The 2155-nt window shown below is 73.3% G+C and carries 3 protein-coding genes and 1 pseudogene; all 4 read right to left on the minus strand.

The window, feature by feature from the left end:
* A partial coding sequence (locus EHS43_RS46945) for an SCO5717 family growth-regulating ATPase (protein WP_185806654.1) occupies window positions 1–227 on the minus strand: 227 nt, incomplete at its 3' end.
* Between the two features lie 323 nt (window positions 228–550).
* The gene (locus EHS43_RS43165) at window positions 551–874 is read right to left on the minus strand and encodes a DUF397 domain-containing protein (protein WP_125195896.1); all 324 of its coding nucleotides are present in this window, start codon (window positions 872–874) and stop codon (window positions 551–553) included.
* 146 nt (window positions 875–1020) lie between these two features.
* Complete coding sequence (locus EHS43_RS43170; RefSeq protein ID WP_125195897.1) at window positions 1021–1848, minus strand: hypothetical protein; 828 nt, start codon at window positions 1846–1848, stop codon at window positions 1021–1023.
* A pseudogene (locus EHS43_RS43175) lies at window positions 1848–2155 on the minus strand (type VII secretion protein EccE); the annotation flags it as partial. The pseudogene EHS43_RS43175 and the gene EHS43_RS43170, both read right to left, overlap by 1 nt.

Consider the following 2155-nt stretch of genomic DNA (forward strand, 5'->3'; position numbering starts at 1 on the left):
GAACCGGACGTATCGGGGTAACCGGGGTGCGATGCAGGCGCGGTGGGGGCAGGGTCGGGCGCGGGAGGCGCCGGTTCGGCCTCGGGTGCCGCGCTCTGCGTGTACCAGGCAGGGGCGGCGTAGTCGATGGTGAACTCGCCCGTCATCTCGGTGGCGGACTCCGCGTCGGACTGGTCGTCGCTGGGCGTGGTCCAGCCCGCGCGCAGCCCGTCCCGATCGCTCTGCACAATTCCTCCTGGTTGGTCGAGCACCCTCGTGCCGTGTGTGGGCACTCATGTGCCGGGCGGGGGGCGACCGTTCCTGTTGTCCGATCCCGCTGAGTCCCCTGGACGCGAACAACCCACCCGGGGTTCGTACGCCGCACCCGCATCAAGCGTAAACGCCACGGGCTTCGGCGGGGCAGGCCCGTCCGCTGCGCGCTCGCACGCGACGGAGCGGTGCCTGCCGCGATGTCGCCCTTGTGACGGTTGTCCGTGTCCTGCGGCCCGGGACGGCCGTTTCCGTCCCGGCCGGGGCGGCCGGGATGTGGCGGTTCCCGCGTGTTCCGCGCCTATTCGGTTTCGGTGGTGGGTCCGCCGTTGTGCGGGGCGGACTCCAGGTCGAACTCGCCGTCGCGCGCGCCCAGTACGAAGGCCCGCCACTCCGCCTCCGTGTACCGCAGGACGGTGTCCGGGTCCAGGGAGGACCGCATGGCCACCGCGCCCTCGGGGAGGTAGGCGATCTCGACGCGCTCCTCGTGTTCCTCGGTGCCGGGCGCGCTGTGCCATTCGACGCCGGAGATGTCCAGGCCGTACAGCTCGTCCCGTTCCCTCGCCTTGCGCGCCCTGACGTCGTCGTCCGGCGTCTTTGCGGCGATGTCGTCCGCGTCGGTCATGGTCGGCGGGCCCTTTCTCCTGAGCGAACCTCGTGCAGGAGCACCCTACTTGGCCTGGGGCCCCTCACACGGCGCAACGGTGCGGTCACGAAACCGCCTGCGGGGCCGCGACCTTGGCCTGCGGCGACCGCAACCCCGGCCCGCCGTCAGTCCATCCGGCGGGGCGCCCCGAGCAGACCCGTCTCCGCGTCGGTGGGCTGCGTCATCACGTACTGCCGGTGCTTCTGCGTGCACCACAGGGCGACGTTGTCGGAGAGGGACGGCAGGGACGCCGCGTCGCCCTGCGGCAACCGCATCGACTTGCCGACGACTTCGGACTCCTGCGGGGAGATCCGCTGGACGCCGACGACGTCCGCGTTGGCCAGCAGACGCGGCGCGGTGGGGCCGAGATAGGGGAGCAGGGTCAGCACCGACTGCCAGGGCGCCGTGGTGAGGCGGCTGCGCGGCGGCCGGATACCGAGGTCGCGGATGATCAGCACGGGGCTGGCCGGGGACGGGCCCTGCGGGGCGATCCGCCCCACCTGGTGCACCGTCACGCACTGCTGGCCGCCGCCTGCCGCCTGCGCCATCGGCGCCCACAGCTGCGGACGGGCCGTCTCGACGGCGACCCGGGCGCCGATCGCCGCCGCCCGCAGGGCGATGACCTGGGCCAGCCAGGTGCCGCCCACCAGGACCATGTCCAGGCGGGTGGGACGGCACAGCCCCAGCACCGCGGGCTGGTTGTCGGGGTCGATGCCGAGGATCAGACCGTCGTCGCCGACCGGCAGGGTCAGCTGCGCGAGCACGTCGGCGTCGACGAGGTGGCGCTCACGGCGGGGGCCGAGCAGACCGAAGGCCTCGCGCAGGCGCCGCTCGGGACCGACCCGGGCGGGCTCGGGGGAGCGGGGCAGATGTCCGGGACGCTGCCCGGGGAAGCCCGGGGTGGACGATCCGAAGCCGGAGCGGCCCGAGGGACGCATGGTGGGAGCGGACATCAGCGGGTACCTCCCAGCGGCAGGGTGGCCAGCACTCCGGGCAGCTGCTCGCGGTCGAGCCGTACGAGACCGACCTTGAACGCGGACGCCGCCCGCTCCAAGTGCTGCGCGGCCTCGCCCAGTTCGTTCTCACCGCGGCCGGTCAGGCGGACGTGTCCGGACAGGGCCAGGACCTTGCCCCGCTGCCTGCTGATGGTGAGCGAGAAGGTGCTCGCGAGGGTGGGCGCGGAGGTCAGCGCGCCGACCAGGCGGGGGAACACCGGTCCGGCGCCGCCGAACTGCGGCCACTTGGAGACCCAGTACGTGG

Source organism: Streptomyces sp. RP5T (assembly GCF_003933965.1).
In the GTDB taxonomy this organism is placed as follows: Bacteria; Actinomycetota; Actinomycetes; order Streptomycetales; family Streptomycetaceae; genus Streptomyces.